Source organism: Mycobacterium xenopi (genome assembly GCF_009936235.1).
Classification (GTDB): Bacteria; Actinomycetota; Actinomycetes; order Mycobacteriales; family Mycobacteriaceae; genus Mycobacterium; species Mycobacterium xenopi.
This window is the reverse complement of the sequence record NZ_AP022314.1, coordinates 3,038,022-3,056,021: the sequence shown is the minus strand read 5'-3', so window position 1 is coordinate 3,056,021 and position 18,000 is coordinate 3,038,022. Positions and strand designations below refer to the sequence as shown.

Sequence of the window (18,000 nt, the reverse complement as noted above, 5' to 3'; positions counted from 1 at the left end):
CCGGCGTTAGTCCGCGTCGAGGTCGGGTGCCCACGCGACGCCGTTGATGTGGCTTCCGCCGTCGACGAACAGTGTGTTCCCGGTCAGGTACCGGCAGCCTTCGCTGGCCAGAAACACCGCGACCGGCGCGATGTCTTCGTACGGGTCGCCGAGGCGGCCCATCGGGTTGGCCGCATCGGCCATCGCCTCCAGCTGCGGGTATTGCCCGATGGCCTGAAAGAACGCTTGGCTCTTCGCCGCCGGGCAGATCGCGTTGACGGTGACGCCGGTGGGTGCCCATTCCCGCGCGGCGGTGCGGGTCAGGGCGCGAAGCGCTTCTTTGGCGGCGTTGTATTCCAGTGTTCCCATGTGGGCGTTGACGCCGTTGAGGCTGCACATGTTGATCACACGGCCCCAGCCCCGCGCCTTCATATGGGGAAACGCGGCGCGCATCGCCCAGTATGGGCCGTAGTAGCCGACCGCGATGCCGTGTGCCAGCTGCTCGTCGGTCTTGTTCTCGACGCGGCCGATCTTGCCGCCACCCCAGGCGTTGTTGACGACGATGTCGATCGACCCGTATTCGGAAAGCGCTGTCTGCACCGCGTTTTCGACCTCCGAACGGTTGGCGACATCGGTGCCGACGAACACCCCGCCAATGTCGCGTGCGACGGCTTGGCCTGCGGCCGCGTCGATTTCGGCTACCACGATGCGGGCGCCTTCGGCGGCGAAGCGGCGGGCGATGCCTTCCCCGATGCCGGCCCCGGCTCCGGTTACCAACGCGACCTTGCCCGCCAGCGTCCCGCTCACCGGGGGCTCCCGGCCACGCCGGCGGTGAGCAGCTCACGCGCCTGCGCGCCCCCGTCCAACGGCCGGGTCACGCGGGCGGTGATCTGCCAGCGGTGATCGATGCGTCGCAACTCAAAGTGGTTGGCGCCGGCCCGCCACACGGTGTATCCGCCGTCGCGGTGCACCACAAGTAGCGATTCGCACACCGCGACGGCCTTGTCGCCGTCAACGGTGACCACGGCCGGGCCCAGAAAGTGCGCGGCGCCCCGGCGGATCAAACCCTGATGCGCATCGGAGGCAACCATCGCCGCAACGTCGTCGCGGCTGTTCATCGCCCAGCCTTCGACATCGTAAACGCCGTCGGGGGACCACAATTGGGCCGCCGCCTCGGATTGACCCGCATCGACCAACGGGCCGTAGGACGCGATCAATCGTTCGATCGCGCGTTCGTCTTCGATTGTCTGCAAGCGTCGCTCGAGTTCGGTGAGGCGATCGTCGGCCATCGTGACTCCTACAAAGGTCAGGGTCTTAGTCGGCGCCCAGCAGCTGCTGCATCACCCGGTGAGTGCCCAGCACGACTTTCGCCCGGTCCGGGCGGTTGCGGCGCGCCACGTCGTCGGCGTTACCGCCGGCGACATACACCGGGCCGTGCGGCAACTGCTCGAGTCCTTCCCGGGCCACGTCACGGGGGTCGGCGACCCGCAGTCCGGGCACGTCGAAATTTAGCCCGGCCCGCTCCATCGCCTGTGTGCGGGTGACGCCGAGCACGAGCTCGAGCACGTGCACGTTGTGGTCACGCAGCTCGAGCCACAGGCTTTCGGCGAAGATGCGACCAAACGCCTTCACCCCGCCGTACACGGTGTGCCGCATCGACCCGAGGTATCCCGCCATCGAGCCGACCAGCAGGATGCCGCCGCGCCGCCGCATGCGCATCGGCCGGCCGTAGTGCTGTACCAGTGCCAGCATCGCGGTGATGTTGAGGTCGATGACTCGCTGGAAATCGGCCAGGTCAGCGTCGAGGAACTGCTCGCTGCAGGTGTTGGCCCCGGCGTTGTAAATCAGTAATCCCACTTCGAGATCGCCTGTCGCCGTGATGATTTCGCCGACCGCACCCGGCTGCACCAGATCCAGCGCGAGCGTGCGCACCTGCACGCCGCGCCCGCGGCAGTCATTCGCGGTGGTCTCCAGCGGGCCCGGTTTGCGCGCCACCAGCACGAGGTTGAGCCCAGCGCCGGCGAGCTGTCGGGCGAATTCGGCGCCGACGCCTTCTGATCCGCCGGCAATCACCGCCCACGGCCCGTACCCGGCAAGATTCGTCACCCGTCGATCATCACCCGCCGCCGCGGACCGCTGATGCCCGGTCCCGTTCATCGGGAGCCGGCGCGCAAAAGCCCAGCCCCCTCGACGCCGCCGGTGGTTAACCTGAGACCGTGTCCGACGGTCTCTTCGACCTGCCCGGTACGCCCAGCTTCACCGACCGCGACCCCGCTGCTTCGGCCGCGGCACCGCTGGCCGTACGGATGCGCCCGGCCACAATCGGCGAGCTGGTCGGCCAGGACCATCTGCTGCGACCCGGGTCGCCGCTGCGCCGCCTGATCGAGGGCTCCGGGGTGGCGTCGGTCATCCTCTACGGGCCACCGGGCAGCGGCAAAACGACGCTCGCCGCGCTGATCTCGCGGGCAACCGGCCGCCGCTTCGAGGCGCTCTCGGCGCTGTCGGCCGGGGTCAAGGAGGTCCGCGCGGTGATCGAGATGGCACGCAAGGCCGCCGCCCACGGTGAACAAACCGTGCTGTTCATCGACGAAGTGCACCGGTTCTCCAAGACCCAGCAGGACGCGCTGCTGTCAGCGGTGGAGAACCGGGTGGTGCTGCTGGTGGCCGCGACCACCGAAAACCCGTCGTTTTCGGTCGTGGCGCCGCTGCTGTCGCGGTCGCTGATCCTGCAGCTGCGCCCGCTAACCGCCGACGACGTGCGCACGGTGGTCCAGCGCGCGATCGACGACCCGCGCGGCCTGGCCGGGCGGGTGCCCGTTGACCCCGACGCCGTCGAGTTATTGGTGCGGCTGGCCGCCGGCGACGCGCGGCGCGCGCTGACCGCGCTGGAGGTGGCCGCCGAGGCCGCCAACCCGGTCACCGTCGAGGCCATCGAACGCTCCTTGGATAAGGCGGCCGTGCGCTACGACCGCGACGGCGATCAGCACTACGACGTGATCAGCGCGTTCATCAAGTCGGTGCGTGGCTCCGACGTCGACGCCGCGCTGCACTACCTGGCGCGGATGCTGGTCGCCGGCGAGGACCCGCGGTTCATCGCGCGCCGGCTGATGATCCTGGCCAGCGAGGACATCGGGATGGCCGATCCCACCGCCCTGCAGACCGCGGTCGCCGCCGCGCACACCGTGCAGCTGATCGGCATGCCCGAAGCCCAGCTGACACTCGCGCACGCCACCGTGCACCTGGCCACCGCGCCCAAGTCCAACGCGGTGACCACCGCGCTGGGTGCGGCGATGGCCGACATCCACGCGGGCAAGGCCGGGCTGGTGCCGGCCCATCTGCGCGACGGCCACTACTCGGGCGCGGCGGCGCTGGGCAACGCGGTGGGGTACAAATATTCCCACGACCACCCCGATGGTGTTGTCGCGCAACAATATCCACCCGATGAACTGGTCGGCGTGGACTATTACCACCCGACCGGGCACGGCCGGGAACGCGAAATCGGCGGCCGTCTGCAGCGGCTGCGGGCGATCATCCGCGGGCAAGGGGAAGGACGGTCATGAAGACGTTCACCGACGACGAGATGAACGAGTTGCTGTCCGCCCCCAAGCCTTACAGCGTCGTGATCCTCAAGCGTGGACCGGACTTCGGCAGCGCGAACACCCCGGCGATCATCTGGGAACACGGCCGGCGAAACTTCGCGCTTCGCCACGAGGGCGTGCTGGCGGTGGTGCTTCCGATCACGGACGGCTCCGAGGTCTGCGGGGTCGGCGTGTCCACCGGGACCGTCGACGACACCATCGCCGTTATGAACGAAGACCCCGGCGTACAAGCCGGGGTCTTCACGTTCGAGGTGCACCCGTGTCGGGGTTTCCCCGGTGATGCGCTGCCGTAGTCAGACCAGCTCGGGCACCCGCAGCTGGGCGATCGCGAGCTCGAACTCGCCGACGTCGAGCTGGTCGGCGCCCAGGTCGCGAAGCCCGTTGGTGCGAATCGAGCGGGCCTGATCCCTGTTGCGCTGCATCGCCTCCATGCTGTCGAACGTCGACGACGCCACGGCACGCCAGGAGGTGCGGTCGAGCATCAGGCTGGCGCTGCAGAACCCCTCGAGCTTCTCGATGTCGGGCAGCACCGATTCCCGGTAGAACGCGATGGCCCGGTCGAACTGGTCGGGGCGCACCTTGAGCCAGGTCGCCCGCACGCACGCGCCCGGCCCCGAGCGGTGGTCGCGGTGCAAGACCGCGATCTCCCATTCGTCGACGGTCGGACTGCCCCCGAAGGCCTGCGCCGCCCGGTCACGCACTGGCCGCACCTGCTCGGCGCTGGCATGCATCGCCTCCCGGGTCTGCCATGCGCTGGTCGCGATGCAGCGGCCGGACTCCCGGTCCACCAGCAGCGACATCCCCACGCATCCGTCGATCTCCATGAGCCTCGGCATGACCACATCGCGAACGTGCGCAATCCCCGTGTCGATCAACGACGGTTGCGCCTCGATAGTGGTAGAGCGCGCGTACACGATCCGACCCTCCTCGTTCGGAGCAGCGCCCCGACGGCGCCACCGGTGCACTCAACTTTGCTCCACCCCGGTGACCCCCGCAATGGGTTCGCCGAGGATCGGTGAATCCCCGGGCGGTGGCCGAAGACCGGCAGGGCGCACGAAATCCGCACTGGCCGAAAACCGCCCGCCCGGTTCGGCCAGCCTGCGCCTTAGCGTCGATCAGACCAGCTCAGGCACCCGCAGATGAGCGAGCGCTAGCTCGAACTCGCACTCGTCGAGTTCCTCAACGCCCGCTTCTTTGATCTTGGCCTCCTTCAAAGACCTCGACTGCTCCCTGTTGCGCTCCATCGCGTCGCGGCTGTCGAACGTCGCACAAGAGACCGCTCGCCCTGATGCGCGGTTGATCAAAAGGCTGGCGCTGCAGAATCCTTCGAGGTTCTCCAGATCGGGTAGCACGGCCGATTTGTAGTATTCGACGTTTTGATCCATCCGGGCCGGATCGCCCCTGACCCAGGTCACCCGCGCGCATGCGCCCTCGCGTGAGCGATGGTCGCGATGCAGGGTCGCGATCTCCCACTCCTCGACCGTCGCGGGGCCCCCGAACATCTGCGCGGCCCGGTCGCGAATCGGCTGGATCCGCTCGGCGCTGGCATGCATCGCCTCGTCGCTTTCCCACGCGCTAGTGGCGATACATCTGCCGGACTGCCGGTCGACCAACAGGGATACCCCGACGCATCCGTCGATGGCCTGCAACGCGGGCATCACCTCGTCGCGAATATGCGCAATCCCGGCGTCGATTGACGAAGGCTGCGCCTGGATAGTGGTAGAGCGTGCGTACACGATCCACCCCCTCACCTATCCGGTGGTGGCGCCCCGGTGGCGCCACCGGTGCACGTATTACTTTCCTCTCACCGGGTAAGCGTGGCAATGGGTTTGCCGGGCATTGGCAGCTATGTCCGCCCGGCTCGTAGTCTGGGGCTCGTGGATACCAATGTGCTGGAAGTTGACACCGCGCGTCGCCGGGTCGTAGATCTCACCGGCGCGGTGCGCTCGTTCTGTGGCGGTCACCGGGATGGCCTGTGCAACGTGTTCGTCCCGCACGCGACGGCGGGTGTGGCGATCATCGAAACCGGCTCGGGCTCCGACGACGACCTCGTCGACACCTTGGAGCGGTTGCTGCCCCGAGACGACCGCTACCGGCACGCGCACGGATCCAAAGGCCACGGCGCAGATCACCTGCTGCCCGCGATCGTTGCCCCCTCGGTGACGGTGCCGGTGCAGGACGGCGCACCGTTGCTGGGCACCTGGCAAAGCGTGGTCCTGGTCGACCTCAACCGGGACAACCCGCGGCGGAAGGTCCGGCTGAGCTTCGTCGACGGATGACGGGTCTCGGCACCACCGGGCGCCACGGTTCGTTAGCTGTTCAGCACGGGTAACCGGCCCGGTAGGGTAATGCGGTCGAAAATGAGGCCGTGCAGCGGCGGCAAAAGGAAGCGGAAGAGTGCGGACACACGAGATCAGGAAGCGGTTTCTTGATCACTTTGTGAAGGCGGGCCACACCGAGGTGCCGAGCGCCTCGGTGATCCTCGACGACCCCAACTTGCTGTTCGTCAACGCGGGCATGGTCCAGTTCGTGCCGTACTTCCTGGGGCAGCAAACACCGCCGTACCCGACCGCCACCAGCATCCAAAAATGCATCCGCACACCCGATATCGACGAGGTCGGTGTCACCACCCGGCACAACACGTTTTTCCAGATGGCCGGCAATTTCTCGTTCGGCGACTATTTCAAGCGCGGCGCGATCGAGCTGGCCTGGAAGTTGCTGACCAATCCCGTCGAAGACGGGGGATACGGGTTAGAACCTGAAAAGATTTGGGCCACAGTATATCTCGAGGACGACGAGGCGGCCCAGCTGTGGCAGGAGGTGGCGGGGCTGCCGCCGGAGCGCATCCAGCGCCGTGGCATGGGCGACAACTTCTGGTCGATGGGCATCCCCGGCCCGTGTGGCCCGTCGTCGGAGATCTACTACGACCGCGGGCCGGAGTTCGGCCCGGAAGGCGGTCCGGTGGTCAGCGAGGATCGCTACATCGAGCTGTGGAATCTGGTGTTCATGGAAAGCGAGCGTGGTGAGGGCACCAAGGACGAGTTCGAGATCATCGGCTCGTTGCCGCGCAAGAACATCGACACCGGCATGGGTGTGGAGCGCGTCGCGTGCGTGCTGCAGGGCGTGCCCAATGTCTATGAGACCGACCTGCTGCGGCCCGTCATCGACACGGTCGCCGCGCGCGCTCCGCGGCCATATGGCAACCACGGCACCCCCGAAGATGACGTGCGCTACCGCGTCATCGCCGACCACAGCCGCACCGCGGCGATCCTGATCGGCGACGGGGTCAGCCCCGGCAATGACGGGCGCGGCTACGTGCTGCGCCGGCTGCTGCGCCGGGTGATCCGCTCGGCCAAACTATTGGGCATCGAGGGCCCGATCGTCGGCGAGCTGATGGCCACCGTGCGCGACGCGATGGGCCCGTCGTATCCCGAGCTGGTCAGCGACTTCGAGCGTATCCACCGTATCGCGGTCGCCGAGGAGACCGCGTTCAACCGCACCCTGGCGTCTGGGTCGCGGCTGTTCGAGGAGGTGGCCAGCGCCACCAAGGCCTCGGGTTCGACTGTGCTGTCCGGCTCGGATGCGTTCACCCTGCACGACACCTACGGGTTCCCGATCGACCTCACGCTGGAGATGGCTGCCGAAGCGGGCCTGCAGGTCGACGAGCGGGGCTTCCGCGAGCTGATGGCCGAGCAGCGCCGCCGCGCCAAGGCCGACGCCGCGGCGCGCAAACACGCGCACGCCGACCTCTCCGCCTACCGCGAACTGGTCGACGCCGGGCCCACCGAGTTCACCGGGTTCGACGAATTAACTTCCGAGGCAAGGATTTTAGGCATCTTCGTCGACGGCAGAAGGGTTCCGGTGGTTTCGCACAGCACCGATGGCGCGCACCGCGTCGAACTCGTGCTGGACCGCACCCCGCTTTACGCGGAGTCCGGGGGGCAGCTCGCCGACGCCGGCAGCATCACCGGCACTGGCGCCAGCGAAAGCGCCCGGGCGGCCGTCACCGACGTGCAGAAGATCGCACACACCCTGTGGGTGCACCGCGTCAACGTCGAGTCCGGCGAATTCGTGGAAGGCGACACCGTCATCGCGGCGGTGGACCCCGAATGGCGCAAAGGCGCCACCCAAGGCCACTCGGGCACCCACATGGTGCATGCCGCGCTGCGACAAGTGTTGGGGCCCAACGCTGTTCAGGCCGGATCGTTGAACCGGCCGGGGTATCTGCGCTTCGACTTCAACTGGCAGGGCCCGTTGACCGAAGAGCAGCTGGGCCAGGTCGAAGAAGTCACCAACCAGGCGGTGCAGGCCGACTACGAGGTGCACACGTTTACCGAACAGCTCGACAAGGCCAAGGCGATGGGGGCGCTGGCGCTCTTCGGCGAGCGTTACCCGGAGATCGTGCGGGTCGTCGAGATCGGCGGACCGTTCTCACTGGAGCTCTGCGGGGGCACCCATGTGCACAACTCGGCGCAGATCGGCCCGGTCACGATTCTCGGCGAGTCGTCGGTCGGCTCCGGGGTGCGCCGGGTCGAGGCCTACGTCGGGCTGGAATCCTTCCGCCACCTGGCCAAGGAGCGTGCGCTGATGGCCGGGCTGGCCGCGACGCTGAAGGTGCCGTCGGAGGAGGTGCCGGCCCGGGTGGCCAACCTCGTGGAAAGGCTCAAGGCCGCCGAGAAGGAGCTCGAACGAATGCGGCTGGCCAGCGCGCGGGCGGCCGCGGCCAACGCCGCCGCCGGCGCGGAGCGCATCGGTAATGTGCGGGTGGTGGCGCAGCGGATGTCCAGCGAGATGACGGCCGCCGACTTGCGGTCGCTGGCCGGCGACATCCGCGGCAAGCTCGGCAACGAGGCCGCGGTGGTGGCGTTGATCGCCGCCGGCGACGGCAACACCGTTCCCTACGCGGTGGCGACCAACACCGCCGCCCAGGATCTCGGCCTGCGCGCCGACGATTTGATCAAGCCGCTATCCGCGGCCGTCGACGGTCGCGGCGGGGGCAAGCCCGACCTCGCCCAGGGTTCGGGCAAAAACCCGTCCGGCATCGACGCGGCACTCGACGCGGTGCGTGCACAGATAGCGCGGGTCGGCTGAGTGACGTCGCTGGAGCACCGGCTGCCCGATCGGCCCGGCGGGGACGACCCCGGCCGGGGCCGCCGGCTGGGCGTCGATGTCGGCAGTGTGCGCATCGGGGTGGCCAGCAGCGATCCCGACGGCATCCTCGCCACTCCGGTGGAAACGGTGCGCCGCGACCGCTCCGGCGCCCATGTACGCCGGCTGGCCGAACTCGCCGCCGAACTGGGCGCCGTGGAGGTGATCGTCGGGCTGCCCCGGACCTTGGCCGACCGGACCGGTGCGTCGGCCCGGGACGCGATCGGGCTGGCCGACGCGCTGGCCCGCCGGATCGCGCCCATCCCGGTGCGGCTGGCCGACGAGCGGCTGACCACGGTGAGCGCGCAGCGGTCGCTGCGCGCGGCGGGCATCAGCGCCAAAAGCCAGCGCGCGGTGATCGATCAGGCCGCGGCGGTGGCGATTCTGCAGGGCTGGCTCGACCAGCGCCGTGCCACGCTTGGCGGGCAGGTCGGCGGTGGCTGAGGGCACCCAGCGCAGCCGCGCCCAGCCGACGGCGGTCGGACCGCACCGGCGTCGTCGGACCCGTGTCGAGCGCATCCGCGCACTGCGCCACCGTCGTCGCCGGCGTTTCATCGGCGGGTTGGCGGTCGGCGTGCTCGTCGTGGTTGTCGTGGCCGCCGTCTTCGTGGGTTCCAGGCTGTGGCACACCGTGTTCGGCCCCGACAACGACTACACCGGCAGCGGCAAGCGTGACATCGTCATCCAGGTCCACGACGGCGATTCGACCACGGCGGTCGGTGAGACGCTGTTCAACCACGGCGTGGTCCGCACCGTGCGGGCCTTCGTCGACGCCGCGCACGGCAACAGCGCGATCTCGGCGATCCAGCCGGGCTACTACCGGATGCGCACCGAGATCCCGGCCAAGTCAGCGGTGCAGCGCCTCGCCGACCCCCACAACCGGGTCGGCAAGCTGGTGATCCCGGAGGGACGTCAGCTCGACGACACCACCGATATGAAAACCAACGCGGTGACTCCGGGGATTCTCACGCTGATCTCCCGCGCCACCTGCGTCGATCTCGACGGCACCGTGCATTGCGTGTCGGTGCCCGACCTGCGCAACGCGGCCGCCCGGGTACATCCGCTGGCGGCCCTGTCGGTGCCGGACTGGGCGACCGAGCCCGTCACCGCGATGGGCAATGACCACCGGCGCATCGAGGGCCTGATCGCGCCGGGCACCTTCAACGTCAACCCGTCGGGCTCCGCCGAATCGATCTTGTCGACGCTGATCAACGCAAGCGCCGAGATGTACGTTCGTTCGGATCTGCTCGACACCGCCACCTCGCTGAGCCTGTCGCCCTACGACGTGCTGGTGGTGGCGTCGCTGGTGCAACGCGAATCCAAGCCGGAGGATTTCCCGAAGGTCGCCCAGGTCATCTACAACCGCCTGCGTGAGCACCGCACGCTCGAGTTCGATTCGACGGTGAACTATCCGCTGGACCGCCGCGAGGTGGCCACCACCGACGCCGACCGCGCGCAGCCCACCCCGTGGAACACCTACGTGTCGGAAGGGGTGCCAGCCACCCCGATCTGTTCACCGGGTGTGGATGCGCTGCGCGCGGCCGAGCATCCGCAGCCCGGGGACTGGCTGTATTTCGTGACCATCGATTCGCAGGGCACCACCCTGTTCACCCGCGACTACCAGCAGCATCTGGCAAACATCGAGCTGGCCAGGCACAACGGTGTCCTCGATTCCGCGCGGTAGAAAAGCGGCAATCCTCGGCTCGCCGGTCGCGCATTCGCGGTCCCCGCAGCTGCACCTGGCCGCCTACCGCGCGTTGGGGTTGCACGACTGGACCTACGAGCGCATCGAATGCGACGCCGACGAGTTGCCCCGCGTGGTCGGCGGCTGCGGGCCGGAGTGGGTGGGCTTTTCGGTGACGATGCCCGGCAAGTTCGCCGCGCTGGCCTTCGCCGACGAGCACACCGAGCGCGCCGGGCTGGCGGGTTCGGCCAACACGCTGGTGCGCACACCGGGTGGCTGGCGCGCCGACAACACCGACATCGACGGTGTGACGGGTGCGCTGGGCGCGGTGAGCGGCCACGCCATGGTGCTCGGGTCGGGTGGCACCGCGCCGGCGGTCGTGGTGGCGTTGGCGGAACTGGGCGTCGACGGGCTCACCGTCGTCGCGCGCAACGCCAACAAGGTTGCGCGGCTGGTCGACCTGGGCAACCGGCTCGGGGTCGCAACACGCTTCTGCGATTTGGACAGTGCTGCTCTGGCCGCGGAAGCGGCCGACGCCGGCGTGCTGGTCAGCACGATTCCCGCCGAGGTGGCGGCGCGGTACGCCGAGGCGCTGGCGGGTGTCCCAGTGTTGCTTGATGTCGTCTACGACCCGTGGCCCCACGGCTGGCCGCCGCAGTGGCCGCGGCTGGCGGCCGGGTGATCGGCGGACTGCAGATGCTGCTGCACCAGGCGTTCGCGCAAGTCGAACAATTCACAGGGCTGCCGGCGCCGCGGGAGGCCATGGCGGCCGCTTTGCAATAACGTCCCGCGCATGCGGATCGTGGTCGCCGGCGCGGTGCTGGCCTGGCTGGCGGTGCTGAGCCTCTGCGACCTTCGCCAGCGTCGGCTGCCCAATGCGCTGACGCTGCCCGGAGCGGGCGCCATCATGTTGGGCGCAGCTGTTGGCGGGCACGGGGTTTCGGCGCTGGGGGGTGGGGCGGCGCTAAGCGCGGTGTATCTGCTGGTGCATGTGCTGTGGCCGACGGCGATGGGCGCCGGGGATGTCAAGCTGGCGATCGGCCTCGGCGCGCTGACGGGATGTTTCGGTGTCGAGGTGTGGTTGTTGGCGGCGCTCAGCGCGGCGCTACTGACCGCGATGTGCGGCATCGTCGCGAAGGTGGCTCGTGGCACCTCGACGGTGCCGCACGGGCCGTCGATGTGTGTGGCGAGCGCGGCCGCGGTCGGGCTCGTTCTGATCTAACCGTTGGCCGACGGCTCGAGGCTGTGCGACCTCAGGGCTGGCGAGCTGGCTGCGGTATCGGGCTCGCTCGCACGTGGGTGTGGCGGTCTACAAGCTTCCGCGGGGCGCGATCCACTCCATACGCTGGCCGGTGATCTCTGCGACCCGGTCGTAGTCCTCGTCGTAGTGCCACACGATCGTGCCCGAGAGCTCGGCCGCTGACGCGATGATCAGGTCAGCGATCTTCACGCTGCGGTGGTGCAAACCGCCGGCGTGGGCAAGCTCGCACTGGACTTGGTATGCGCGCGTGTAGGTTTCGTTGTCGATCGGGATCGGGGTTAAGCCGTCGAGTTCCTCAGCGAGCGCGTCGTAGTCGGTTGCGGATCTCGCCGAGTCGAGGATCTCCAACCGGACCTGCTCGCAACTGCCGACCTGATCCGCAGACAAGGCGGCCAGCCATCGGTGCGCCACCTCGGGCCGCGTTGCACGATGCCATGCACTGGTGTCGACGCAGTAGCGCGTCATCGCGCGGGTCGAGTCTGGGCAAAAAGGGCTTCGGACCGGTCGATGCCTGCACCCGACGCGATTCGCTCGGCAAGGCGCGTGCGCGCCGACTGCCGCACCGCTGCCCGCAGGGCCGCATCGACCGTGTCCTTCAGCCCATTGGTACCGAGCGCAGCCTGCGCGCGGGCCAGCAACGCATCATCGATATCGATCTGCCTGCCGCACGCGCACGCCGCGAATCTCGCACATGCGCCCCGCATGGGAAGATGGGACACGTGTTGCGATGGACCACCGCCGGTGAATCCCACGGCCGCGCTCTGGTGGCCGTGCTGGAGGGCATGGTGGCCGGGGTGGCCGTCACGTCGCACGACATCGCCGAGCAGCTGGCCCGCCGGCGGCTGGGCTACGGCCGCGGCGCCCGGATGAAATTCGAACGCGACGCCGTGACCGTGCTGGCCGGCGTGCGGCACGGCTACACCCTGGGCGGGCCGATCGCGATCGAGATCGCCAACACCGAATGGCCGAAGTGGGAAACCGTGATGGCGGCCGACCCGGTCGATCCGGCGCAGCTGGCCGACCTGGCCCGCAACGCGCCGCTGACCCGGCCGCGGCCTGGCCACGCCGACTACGCCGGCATGCTCAAGTACGGGTTCGACGACGCCCGCCCGGTGCTAGAGCGCGCCAGCGCCCGCGAGACCGCCGCCCGCGTCGCGGCCGGCACGGTCGCCCGGTTGTTTCTGCGTCAGGCGCTCGGTGTCGAGGTTCTCTCCCACGTCATTTCGATCGGCGCGTCGGCGCCCTACGACGGTTCGCCGCCGCAGCCTGAGGATCTTCCCGCGATCGACGCCAGCCCGGTGCGCGCATACGACAAGGCGGCGGAAGCTGCCATGATCGCCGAGATCGAAGCGGCCAAGAAAGACGGCGACACCCTCGGGGGTGTGGTAGAAGCCGTCGCGCTGGGGCTGCCGGTCGGTATCGGGTCGTTCACCAGCGGCGAGAACCGGCTCGACAGCCAGCTCGCCGGTGCGGTGATGGGCATCCAGGCGATCAAGGGTGTGGAGATCGGCGACGGGTTCGAGACCGCGCGCCGTCGCGGCAGCCAAGCACACGATGAGATGTATCCCGGCCCCGACGGGGTTGCGCGGTCGACCAACCGGGCCGGCGGCCTGGAGGGCGGCATGACCAACGGCCAGCCGCTGCGGGTGCGGGCGGCGATGAAGCCGATCTCCACGGTGCCGCGCGCACTGGCGACGGTGGACATGGCCACCGGCGACGAGGCCGTCGCCATCAACCAGCGCTCCGATGTGTGCGCGGTGCCGGCAGCCGGGGTGGTGGTCGAAGCCATGGTGGCGCTGGTGCTGGCTCGCGCGGCGCTGGAGAAGTTCGGCGGCGACTCGCTGGCCGAGACCCGCCGCAATGTCGAGGCCTACCTGCGCTCGGTCGCCCAGCGCGAACCGGTGAGCGACCCCGCCGGAGCGTCCGGGTAATGGCCCCCAGGGCGGTGCTGGTCGGGCTGCCCGGCTCGGGCAAGTCCACCATCGGGCGCCGGCTGGCCAGGGCGCTCGGGGTGGAGATGCTCGACACCGACGCCGCGATCGAGCAGCGCACGGGGCGCAAGGTCGCCGACATTTTCGCCGCCGACGGTGAAAAAGAGTTCCGCCGCATCGAAGAGCAGGTGGTGCGCACGGCGCTGGCCGAGCACGACGGCGTCGTCGCGCTGGGCGGCGGTGCGGTGACCAGCCCCGGGGTGCGCGCGGCGCTGGCCGGTCATACCGTGATCTTCCTGGAAATCAGCGCCGCCGAAGGCATCCGCCGCACCGGCGGAAACACCGTGCGTCCGTTGTTGGCCGGGCCCGACCGCGCCGAGAAGTTCCGCGCCCTGATGGCACAGCGGGTTCCGCTGTACCGGCGGGTCGCGACGATGCGGGTCAACACCAACCGCCGCAATCCCGGGGCGGTGGTGCGCCACATCATGTCGCGGCTGCAAAATCCGCCGAATCCGCCGACCACGCAGCGACCCAGCCCCGCCACGGTGGCGCTGGCCGCCGCTCGCCGGGCCGAGGCGGACAAATGACACACATCCCTCCGGTCACCGTGCAGGTGGCCGTCGACCCGCCCTACCCGGTGGTGATCGGCACCGGCCTGCTCGGCGAGCTCGTCGATCTGCTGGCAGAGCGGCACCGGGTCGCGATCCTGCATCAGCCGGTGCTTGCCCAGAGCGCCGAATCGATCCGAAAAAGCTTGGCGGACAAAGGCGTCGACGCTCACCGTATCGAAATTCCCGACGCCGAAGCCGGCAAAGATTTGCCTGTGGTCGGATTCATCTGGGAAGTGTTGGGCCGCATCGGGATCGGTCGCAAGGATGCGCTGGTCAGCCTGGGCGGCGGGGCCGCCACCGACGTCGCCGGCTTCGCCGCTGCGACCTGGCTGCGCGGGGTGTCGATTGTGCACGTGCCCACCACGCTGCTGGGCATGGTCGACGCCGCCATCGGCGGCAAGACCGGCATCAACACCGACGCGGGAAAGAACCTGGTCGGCGCGTTCCACCAGCCGATCGCCGTGCTGGCCGACTTGGCAACACTGGAAACGTTGCCGCGCAACGAACTTGTCGCCGGTATGGCCGAAGTGGTCAAGGCCGGGTTCATCGCCGACCCGGTCATCCTGGACCTCATCGAAGCCGACCCGCGGGCCGCGACCGACCCGTCCGGCGAGGTGCTACCGGAGCTGATCCGGCGTGCGGTGACCGTCAAAGCTAAAGTCGTCGCCGCCGACGAGAAGGAGTCGCAGCTGCGCGAGATCCTCAACTACGGCCACACCCTCGGGCACGCAATCGAGCGCCGCGAAAACTACCAGTGGCGACACGGGGCCGCGGTATCGGTCGGTTTGGTGTTCGCCGCCGAACTGGGGCGGCTGGCGGGGCGCCTCGACGACGCCACCGCCGACCGGCATCGCAGCGTCTTGACGTCGCTGGGGTTACCGGTCAGCTACGACGCCGACGCGTTGCCGGAGCTGCTGCAGATCATGGCCGCCGACAAGAAAACCAGGGCCGGGGTGCTGCGCTTCGTGGTGCTCGACGGGCTGGCCAAGCCCGGCCGGCTTGAGGGACCGGATCCTTCGCTGCTGGCCGCCGCCTACGCCGAGGTCGGCAGACCGTGACGACCGTCAACGTGATCAATGGCCCCAACCTGGGCCGGCTCGGGCAACGCGAACCCGACGTATACGGCGCCACCACTCACGACGAGCTCAGCGCGCTGATCGAGCGGGAGGCTGCCGAGTTAGGGCTGAAAGTTGTTGTGCGGCAAAGTGATAGCGAAGCACAGTTGCTGGAGTGGATTCATCAGGCCGCCGACAAAATGGAGCCGGTCATCCTCAACGCCGGGGGGCTGACTCACACCTCGGTGGCGTTGCGCGACGCCTGCGCCGAATTGACCGCACCGCTCATCGAGGTGCACATCTCCAATGTGTATGCGCGCGAGGACTTTCGGCACCACTCCTACCTGAGCCCGGTCGCCACCGGGGTGATCGTCGGGCTCGGCGTGCAAGGCTATCTGCTCGCCCTGCGCTACCTGGCCGGCGTTTACCGCTGATCTTCTCCGGCCCCGGGGGCGCGCTCGGTCTGCTCCGTGTCAGGTGAGGTCGACGTCGGCTGGGTGGGTTGTTCCCCTGCTCTAACTGCGGCCATGCCGTCGGTCGGTGCCTCGTCCTCATGGACGGCGGCGAACACGTCGGTGTCCTCCTCGCGGTGCCCATGCTTGGGCGGCGGGGGAGCGTGGCGGTCGATCAGCCAGCGGCCCAGGGTCACCCCGCCCATTCCGGGCAGGAACACCAGCAGCGCGGTGAAGGCGGCGAACGTCGACACCTCGTTGATCAGCCCGCCGGTGTAGAGGCCGGTGTAGACCAGGGAAATCAGCCACGCCACCGCGCCACCGAGAATCCCGGCCACCAGCCCGGCCAGCAGCCACGTCATCGCTAGATCCTGGCGGCGGTCCGGGTCGGGCTGCGCTGCGGCATCGGCACGCCCGTCGATCAGCCCCCAGGCGATGACGGCGACAGCGAAGAGGAGCACCAACACGATGCTGATCAACGCCGCGCGGGTGGGAAACGCATTGATCAGCGCCCCCTGGAACAACCGGACGACGACCATCGCAGCAGCGAACACCAGTCCGCGCAGCCTCCAGTTAGTCATGGGGCCACAGCGTAGCGAGTAGCGTCAGCGGTTGTGACACATTCCCAGCGTAGAGAAAATCTCAGCGCGCGGATTCGTGCCGCCGGGCTGGATGCGCTGCTGGTCAGCGACCTGGTCAACGTGCGCTACCTCTCCGGATTCACCGGTTCTAACGCCGCGCTGCTGGTGTTCGCCGACGAGCGGACCCCAGTGCTGGCCACCGACGGGCGCTACCGCACGCAGGCCGCGCAGCAGGCCCCCGACCTCGAGATCGCGATCGAGCGGGCATGCGGACGGCATCTGGTCGCGCGGGCCGCGGCCGGCGATGTCCGGCGGCTGGGTTTCGAAAGCCACGTGGTCACCGTCGACGGGTTCGACGCGCTGACCGCGGAAGCTGGTAAGACCGAGCTGGTGCGCGCCTCGGGCATGGTGGAGGCGCTGCGCGAGGTCAAAGACGCCGGCGAGGTGGCGCTGCTGCGGCTGGCCTGCGAGGCGGCCGACGCGGCGTTGACCGACTTGATCGAGCGCGGCGGTCTGCGGCCCGGCCGCACCGAGCGGGAGGTGAGCCGCGAGCTCGAGGCGTTGATGCTCGACCACGGCGCCGACGGCGTGTCGTTCGACACGATCGTGGCGGCCGGGGCGAATTCGGCGATCCCGCACCACCGGCCCACCGACGCGGTGCTGGCCACCGGCGACTTCGTCAAGATCGACTTCGGCGCGCTGGTCGCCGGCTACCACTCGGACATGACCCGCACGTTCGTTCTCGGCCGGGCCGCAGACTGGCAACGGGAGATCTATGAACTGGTCGCCACCGCACAACGAGCCGGGCGCGAGGCGCTGCGGGCGGGCGCGAACCTGCATGATGTGGATGCCGCGGCCCGCCAAGTGATCACCGACGCCGCCACGGGGAGCGTTTCGGCCACGGCCTGGGGCACGGGGTAGGCCTGCAGATCCACGAAGCGCCGGGGATCAACGCGACGGCCGTCGGTACACTACTGGCGGGTTCCGTGGTGACCGTGGAGCCCGGTGTCTATCTACCCGACCGCGGCGGCGTCCGCATCGAGGACACCCTGGTTGTGGCTGACGAAACATCTGGGCACACACCGGAATTGCTCACCCGGTTCCCGAAGGAACTGGCGATCCTGTAGGAGAGTCACCCACCGTGGCAACGACGGCCGACTTCAAAAATGGACTGGTGCTGGTGATCGACGGCCAGCTGTGGCAGATCGTCGAGTTCCAGCACGTCAAACCCGGTAAGGGCCCGGCGTTCGTGCGGACCAAGCTGAAGAACGTAGTGTCCGGCAAGGTCGTCGACAAGACCTACAACGCCGGCGTGAAAGTGGAAACCGCCACCGTGGACCGCCGCGACACCACCTACCTGTATCGCGACGGCTCCGACTTTGTGTTCATGGACAGCGAGGACTACGAGCAGCACCACCTGCCGGAGTCGCTGGTCGGCGACGCCGCCAAGTTCCTGCTGGAAGGGATGCCGGTGCAGGTGGCCTTCCACAACGGGACCCCGCTGTACATTGAGCTGCCGGTGACCGTCGAACTGGAGGTCACCCACACCGAGCCGGGGCTGCAGGGTGACCGCTCCAGCGCCGGTACCAAGCCCGCAACATTGGAGACCGGCGCGCAGATCCAGGTCCCGTTGTTCATCAACACCGGCGACAAGCTGAAGGTGGACTCCCGCGACGGCAGCTACCTCGGCCGCGCCTGA

General features: G+C 68.8%; 19 protein-coding genes and 3 pseudogenes. 14 read left to right on the top strand and 8 right to left on the bottom strand.

All coding sequences use genetic code 11. The features are described from left to right. Positions 1–6: 6 nt before the first annotated feature. From MYXE_RS14225 to MYXE_RS14215, 3 genes are read right to left on the bottom strand one after another with little or no spacing between them, the layout of a single operon-like run. Positions 7–786 carry an SDR family NAD(P)-dependent oxidoreductase gene (locus tag MYXE_RS14225; protein WP_003920012.1) on the bottom strand — a complete coding sequence of 260 codons (780 nt, stop codon included), beginning with the start codon at positions 784–786 and terminating at the stop codon, positions 7–9. Next, a complete protein-coding gene (locus MYXE_RS14220) occupies positions 783–1,268 on the bottom strand; it encodes a nuclear transport factor 2 family protein (protein WP_003920013.1) in 486 nt (161 codons plus the stop codon). The genes MYXE_RS14225 and MYXE_RS14220 overlap by 4 nt, the downstream gene beginning before the upstream one ends. Positions 1,269–1,293: 25 nt before the next feature. Beyond that, entirely contained in the window at positions 1,294–2,085 is a 792-nt protein-coding gene (locus tag MYXE_RS14215) for an SDR family NAD(P)-dependent oxidoreductase (protein ID WP_085198660.1), read from the bottom strand. Positions 2,086–2,195: 110 nt separating this feature from the next. Here MYXE_RS14215 and MYXE_RS14210 point away from each other — a divergent pair, with 110 nt between their 5' ends. Both MYXE_RS14210 and MYXE_RS14205 read left to right on the top strand, forming a co-directional pair. Continuing rightward, positions 2,196–3,539, top strand: coding sequence for a replication-associated recombination protein A (locus MYXE_RS14210; protein WP_085198546.1), 1,344 nt, complete (start codon positions 2,196–2,198; stop codon positions 3,537–3,539). Beyond that, positions 3,536–3,871 carry a hypothetical protein gene (locus tag MYXE_RS14205; RefSeq protein WP_085198544.1) on the top strand — a complete coding sequence of 112 codons (336 nt, stop codon included), beginning with the start codon at positions 3,536–3,538 and terminating at the stop codon, positions 3,869–3,871. The genes MYXE_RS14210 and MYXE_RS14205 overlap by 4 nt, the downstream gene beginning before the upstream one ends. Here the strand turns inward: MYXE_RS14205 and MYXE_RS14200 are convergent, their stop codons facing one another. Together MYXE_RS14200 and MYXE_RS14195 are read right to left on the bottom strand one after the other, a co-directional pair. Further along, the gene (locus MYXE_RS14200) at positions 3,872–4,492 is read right to left on the bottom strand and encodes a hypothetical protein (RefSeq protein ID WP_003920017.1); all 621 of its coding nucleotides are present in this window, start codon (positions 4,490–4,492) and stop codon (positions 3,872–3,874) included. Positions 4,493–4,693: 201 nt separating this feature from the next. After that, positions 4,694–5,314: an antibiotic biosynthesis monooxygenase gene (locus MYXE_RS14195; protein WP_085198542.1), complete on the bottom strand. Its 621-nt coding sequence runs from the start codon at positions 5,312–5,314 to the stop codon at positions 4,694–4,696. A 153-nt stretch (positions 5,315–5,467) separates the two neighbouring features. Between MYXE_RS14195 and MYXE_RS14190 the strand changes: the two genes are divergently transcribed. The 6 genes and pseudogenes from MYXE_RS14190 to MYXE_RS14165 all read left to right on the top strand — a co-directional run bounded on the left by MYXE_RS14190 (position 5,468) and on the right by MYXE_RS14165 (position 11,632). Next, positions 5,468–5,857: a secondary thiamine-phosphate synthase enzyme YjbQ gene (locus tag MYXE_RS14190; protein WP_003920019.1), complete on the top strand. Its 390-nt coding sequence runs from the start codon at positions 5,468–5,470 to the stop codon at positions 5,855–5,857. A gap of 118 nt (positions 5,858–5,975) precedes the next feature. Continuing rightward, positions 5,976–8,669 (top strand): alanine--tRNA ligase, encoded by a 2,694-nt coding sequence (gene alaS / locus MYXE_RS14185; RefSeq protein WP_003920020.1) that lies wholly within the window; start codon positions 5,976–5,978, stop codon positions 8,667–8,669. Next, complete coding sequence (gene ruvX, locus MYXE_RS14180) at positions 8,670–9,170, top strand: Holliday junction resolvase RuvX (protein ID WP_003920021.1); 501 nt, start codon at positions 8,670–8,672, stop codon at positions 9,168–9,170. Next, positions 9,163–10,410 (top strand): endolytic transglycosylase MltG, encoded by a 1,248-nt coding sequence (mltG, locus tag MYXE_RS14175; RefSeq protein WP_085198658.1) that lies wholly within the window; start codon positions 9,163–9,165, stop codon positions 10,408–10,410. Before ruvX ends, mltG begins: the two co-directional genes overlap by 8 nt. Next, positions 10,397–11,193 (top strand): annotated as a pseudogene (locus MYXE_RS14170) (shikimate dehydrogenase). Before mltG ends, MYXE_RS14170 begins: the two are co-directional and overlap by 14 nt. A gap of 19 nt (positions 11,194–11,212) precedes the next feature. Further along, the gene (locus MYXE_RS14165) at positions 11,213–11,632 is read left to right on the top strand and encodes a prepilin peptidase (protein WP_232061833.1); all 420 of its coding nucleotides are present in this window, start codon (positions 11,213–11,215) and stop codon (positions 11,630–11,632) included. Positions 11,633–11,719: 87 nt separating this feature from the next. On the opposite strand, the gene MYXE_RS14160 is transcribed toward MYXE_RS14165, so the two are convergent. Next, complete coding sequence (locus MYXE_RS14160) at positions 11,720–12,136, bottom strand: PIN domain nuclease (protein WP_085198538.1); 417 nt, start codon at positions 12,134–12,136, stop codon at positions 11,720–11,722. A gap of 92 nt (positions 12,137–12,228) precedes the next feature. Further along, positions 12,229–12,327, bottom strand: a pseudogene (locus MYXE_RS24575) (type II toxin-antitoxin system VapB family antitoxin); the annotation flags it as partial. Between the two features lie 63 nt (positions 12,328–12,390). On the opposite strand from MYXE_RS24575, the gene aroC reads away from it, so the two are divergent. From aroC to aroQ, 4 genes are read left to right on the top strand one after another with little or no spacing between them, the layout of a single operon-like run. Then, a complete protein-coding gene (gene aroC, locus MYXE_RS14150; RefSeq protein WP_085198654.1) occupies positions 12,391–13,602 on the top strand; it encodes a chorismate synthase in 1,212 nt (403 codons plus the stop codon). After that, the gene (locus tag MYXE_RS14145) at positions 13,602–14,189 is read left to right on the top strand and encodes a shikimate kinase (RefSeq protein WP_003920161.1); all 588 of its coding nucleotides are present in this window, start codon (positions 13,602–13,604) and stop codon (positions 14,187–14,189) included. Before aroC ends, MYXE_RS14145 begins: the two co-directional genes overlap by 1 nt. Then, positions 14,186–15,271 carry a 3-dehydroquinate synthase gene (gene aroB, locus MYXE_RS14140; RefSeq protein ID WP_003920162.1) on the top strand — a complete coding sequence of 362 codons (1,086 nt, stop codon included), beginning with the start codon at positions 14,186–14,188 and terminating at the stop codon, positions 15,269–15,271. The genes MYXE_RS14145 and aroB overlap by 4 nt, the downstream gene beginning before the upstream one ends. Then, positions 15,268–15,702, top strand: a complete 435-nt coding sequence (gene aroQ / locus MYXE_RS14135; protein WP_085198534.1) for a type II 3-dehydroquinate dehydratase — start codon at positions 15,268–15,270, stop codon at positions 15,700–15,702. The genes aroB and aroQ overlap by 4 nt, the downstream gene beginning before the upstream one ends. On the opposite strand, the gene MYXE_RS14130 is transcribed toward aroQ, so the two are convergent. Beyond that, entirely contained in the window at positions 15,693–16,301 is a 609-nt protein-coding gene (locus MYXE_RS14130) for a B-4DMT family transporter (protein ID WP_085198532.1), read from the bottom strand. The two genes, aroQ and MYXE_RS14130, sit on opposite strands and share 10 nt — an antisense overlap. A 33-nt stretch (positions 16,302–16,334) precedes the next feature. On the opposite strand from MYXE_RS14130, the pseudogene MYXE_RS14125 reads away from it, so the two are divergent. Both MYXE_RS14125 and efp read left to right on the top strand, forming a co-directional pair. Further along, a pseudogene (locus MYXE_RS14125) lies at positions 16,335–17,428 on the top strand (M24 family metallopeptidase). A gap of 14 nt (positions 17,429–17,442) precedes the next feature. Next, positions 17,443–18,000, top strand: a complete 558-nt coding sequence (efp, locus tag MYXE_RS14120; RefSeq protein ID WP_003920166.1) for an elongation factor P — start codon at positions 17,443–17,445, stop codon at positions 17,998–18,000.

Excerpts from the sequence above, each read along its gene's own strand:
- MYXE_RS14220 (WP_003920013.1), bottom strand. The coding sequence starts at position 1,268 with ATGGCCGACGATCGCCTCACCGAACTCGAGCGACGCTTGCAGACAATC.
- MYXE_RS14160 (WP_085198538.1), bottom strand. The coding sequence starts at position 12,136 with ATGACGCGCTACTGCGTCGACACCAGTGCATGGCATCGTGCAACGCGG.
- MYXE_RS14145 (WP_003920161.1), top strand. The coding sequence starts at position 13,602 with ATGGCCCCCAGGGCGGTGCTGGTCGGGCTGCCCGGCTCGGGCAAGTCC.
- aroB (WP_003920162.1), top strand. The coding sequence starts at position 14,186 with ATGACACACATCCCTCCGGTCACCGTGCAGGTGGCCGTCGACCCGCCC.
- MYXE_RS14205 (WP_085198544.1), top strand. The coding sequence starts at position 3,536 with ATGAAGACGTTCACCGACGACGAGATGAACGAGTTGCTGTCCGCCCCC.
- MYXE_RS14130 (WP_085198532.1), bottom strand. The coding sequence starts at position 16,301 with ATGACTAACTGGAGGCTGCGCGGACTGGTGTTCGCTGCTGCGATGGTC.